We start from the raw sequence: 3,607 nt of genomic DNA on the forward strand, positions 1-3,607 counted from the left end.
ATCTTCGCCAATGCCTCCATGGCGGCCCCGGCGCTCTGGATCTCGGCCACCACCTCAGAAGAACGTCCGATCCGGGTCATTGTCCGCGCCCCGGACCGCATCACCGACTTCGGCGCGGGGCGCTTGGTCAGCGACACGACCATGGTGGACGTGCGCGTGGCCGACCTGCCCGCGCCGCGTCCGGGCGATCTGATTGTCATCGGCGCCGACAGCCATGTGATCCAGGGCGAGCCGATCCGGGATCGCGAACGGTTGATCTGGACTCTGGATCTGAGACCGGCATGAAGCTGAAACTCGAGATCGACCCTGACATCGTCGCGATGATGGCGGCCGAGGTGAAGGCCGGCGAAAAGGCCGTGACCGCCGCCATGCGCGAGGCCGGCACCGGGCTCAAGACCGCCTGGCGCGGGCAGATCGCGCAAGCGGGGCTCGGCCGGCGGTTGGCGAACTCGATCCGGAGCCAGACCTTCCCCAAGGCGGGCGAAAGCCTCAACGCCGCGGCACTGGTCTGGTCCAAGGCGCCGGTCATCATCGGCGCGCATGACACCGGCCCGCTGATCCGATCCAAGGACGGGTTTTGGCTCGCGATCCCGTTGCCCGCCGCGGGCAAATCCCTGCGCGGCGGGCGCATCACCCCCGGTGAATGGGAACGGCGGCGCGGGCTACAGTTGCGGTTCGTTTATCGGCGCCGGGGGCCGAGCCTGCTCGTCGCCGAGGGGCGGCTGAACACCAGGGGGTTGGGGGTGGCGTCGCGGTCAAAGACCGGGCGTGGGCGGGCGACAGTGCCGATCTTCCTGCTGGTGCCTCAGGTCAGGCTGCCAAAACGGCTGGATCTCGGGCGGGATGCCGAGCGGGCGCTCGACAGCGTGCCGGGGTTGATTGTGGACGGTTGGCGCACAGCTTCGTAGTAGAGAGACCACGAACACCTCCGCTCTTTTCCATCTGCCTTGCGCACCAAGTTGTAGGTTACTAACCGGCATCTTAACCCCCCTTGTTCGCGAGGATAGCCTGTCGCACATTATCAATGACATAAGGCACTGAGCATGGACGGATTTCAGGAATGGCATCGATTGATCCCCTTGAGCAACTTCGACAGCGTCATTCTCGACTTGAGAGGCTCGCCGATCAGGTCAAGGCACTAGAAAGGACACGTGAGGATCTGCAGGGCGCGATAGACGACTACAACGCATTCCAGCCAGAGATCGAGAAAGGCAAAATCGACAACCTTGAAATCACCGCAACAAACCACTCCAGGCAAATAGCCGATCAAGAGGTCAACAAGAGAGAACTGGAGCGCCGCCTTCAAGGCGAAAATGCCGCCAAGGTCAGCCCGCTTGTGGTATGGAAATACTTCACTGCAGAGCAAAAGCAGATACGCTCTGAAGCCTCGCGTCTTGCCGTAGAGCTTTCTTCCGCCAAGCAGCACCTGTCGAGCAATCAAGAAGCGCTCTCCAAAGTCCGTGCGGACATCAATGCTGCCAGAAAGCGCATTTCCGATCACGAGAATTTCGATTTGAACAGTTCCGAGAAGCGGCTTTCTTCCCTTGGACCGGAGATTGAACGGCTCAAGGCCGATCACGCGACGGACAACGCCGAACTAGAGCGTATTGAGACCAATATCCGCCCACATACAAACGAGCGTGATCGTTTGAAGTCCGAGCTCGCCACTTTGAATGCCGACATCGCACGTGCAAATCGTTTCGAACAAGAACTTTCTTCAGCGTCCAACAGCTATGAACGCCGCATGATCCACGAGGAGTGCGAGAAAAAGTTCGGAACGGGAAGTCCCAAGCAGGTCATCAGTGACTGCAGGAAAAAAATCCGAAGTCTCGAGAACAACATTCCCAAACTCGAGCGCCGCATTCGGGATGAGCTCAAGAAGTTAGAAAGAACCATCGGCCACCTCCTGATCGATGGAAACAATGCGTGCTACGAAGGGCAATCCTTTATCGGACTTCGGGCTATCTCCGCGCTGCTTCGAGAATTGGGGGGGCGGTACAAAACCACGGTAGTCTTCGACGCTTCGATCCGTGCGATGCTGAAGACCGATACCCAAGGGGTTGAGCGCGCACTGGGAAAATCCGTCAACATGCATGTGGCTCCAACCAAGACGGCGGCCGACGAATACCTTCTGAAGCTGGCCGACCAGGACAACAGCGCCTTTATCCTCAGCAATGATCGCTTCGCCGAGTATCATGACTATGATGTGGTTAAGTCGGGCCGAGTGTTTCGGTTCCTTATTGCGGAAGGTAAGCTGATGGCCAATGATATTGATATTTCGTTGAATTTTTGATGATGAAGGGCCTTAGATGTTTCGAATTCCTGAGTTGACGATAAACTGGCACATCCTCGAAGCATGTAACTACGACTGCTATTTCTGCTATGCCAAGTATGGCCAGAAGTCGGTTTTTTCTCGTCACTACGTGGAAATTTTGCGTGAGTTTGGCGCACTAAATAACCGTAGGATCGACTTTCAAAATGGCTCCGCCATCGCCGAGAGCGTCCGCATCAATTTTGCTGGTGGCGAGCCATTTCTGGAGAAGGACCTCGGTCAAGCCATTGCGCTCTCTTACGATCTTGGTCTTAGACCGTCCTTCATTAGCAACGGCTCACTGTTGACAGATGATTTCATCATGAAATTTGGGCCGATGATCTCGGTCGCAGGGTTCAGCGTCGACAGTTTTGATGATGAACAGAATCGTAGGATAGGTAGGCGGGATAACCGAGGGGCGCAGGTCAGTTACGAGCGGATGGCTGCAATATTCGGGTTGTTCCGGCAGGTGTCCCCAAACACCTTGCTCAAGGTAAACACCGTTGTGTGTCACGAGAACGTCAATGATAATCTCACTTCTTCACTTGGCGAGCTGCGACCAGACCGATGGAAGGCTCTGCGGGTGATCCCTATCCATGGCGCGACTGGCCGAGGGATTACAGACGAGGAATTTTCCAGCTTCCTGGACCGCCATAGAGACATGCCTGGCAAGATCGTGCCAGAGGACAACATCGACATGCACCGTTCATACATCATGCTCGATCCCGATGGCCGTTTTTACCAAAGGGAAGGCTCCGACTATTTGCGCAGTGCACCTATCCTAGATGTCGGAGTAGCGACCGCTCTCCAAAGTATCGAATTCGACGCCGAAACTTACTTCAGCCGCTACTAGGTACCGTGTTCCAGGTCAAAATTTGGAAGGGTCTGAGCAATGCCCACCTCCCGCGAAACCATCTTCGCCGTGCTGCATGCGCGGCTCTCGGCACTGCCCGCCACCACCCTCCGCGGCGAGGTCCTTCCCGAGCGCGTGCCGCCTGGGGGGCTGCTGATCCTGCGCGATGGCGAGCCGGGTGAGCCCGAGGTGACTCTGTCGCCGCTGGCCTACCATTACCAACACCGCGCAGAAATTGAGGCTGTTGTGCAGGGCGCGGACCGCGACTCTGCCTTCGATACGGTTTGCACCAGCATCGGTGCCGCGCTCGCCGCCGACCGCACGCTCGGCGGGCTCTGCGACTGGATCGAGGCCGAGGCGCCCCGGCCGGTCGATCTGGCCGTAGAGGGCGCGGCGAGCCTGAAGGCGGCCGTGATCCCGGTGGTGCTACACTACACCACGGC

The 3,607-nt window shown here is 58.1% G+C and carries 5 protein-coding genes; all 5 read left to right on the forward strand.

Features of this window, described 5'->3' with window-relative positions:
- On the forward strand, nucleotides 1-285 hold a 285-nt coding region (locus MB818_RS21650), incomplete at its 5' end, for a head-tail joining protein (protein ID WP_238906486.1).
- Complete coding sequence (locus tag MB818_RS21655) at nucleotides 282-908, forward strand: DUF6441 family protein (RefSeq protein WP_238906488.1); 627 nt, start codon at nucleotides 282-284, stop codon at nucleotides 906-908. The genes MB818_RS21650 and MB818_RS21655, both read left to right, overlap by 4 nt.
- A gap of 152 nt (nucleotides 909-1,060) precedes the next feature.
- Complete coding sequence (locus MB818_RS21660) at nucleotides 1,061-2,293, forward strand: NYN domain-containing protein (RefSeq protein WP_234163875.1); 1,233 nt, start codon at nucleotides 1,061-1,063, stop codon at nucleotides 2,291-2,293.
- Nucleotides 2,294-2,309: 16 nt separating this feature from the next.
- Nucleotides 2,310-3,164: a viperin family antiviral radical SAM protein gene (locus MB818_RS21665; protein WP_234163877.1), complete on the forward strand. Its 855-nt coding sequence runs from the start codon at nucleotides 2,310-2,312 to the stop codon at nucleotides 3,162-3,164.
- Nucleotides 3,165-3,203: 39 nt separating this feature from the next.
- On the forward strand, nucleotides 3,204-3,607 hold a 404-nt coding region (locus MB818_RS21670; RefSeq protein ID WP_238906490.1), incomplete at its 3' end, for an acyl-CoA transferase.

The organism is Ruegeria alba, assembly GCF_022321465.1.
In the GTDB taxonomy this organism is placed as follows: Bacteria; Pseudomonadota; Alphaproteobacteria; order Rhodobacterales; family Rhodobacteraceae; genus Ruegeria_B; species Ruegeria_B alba.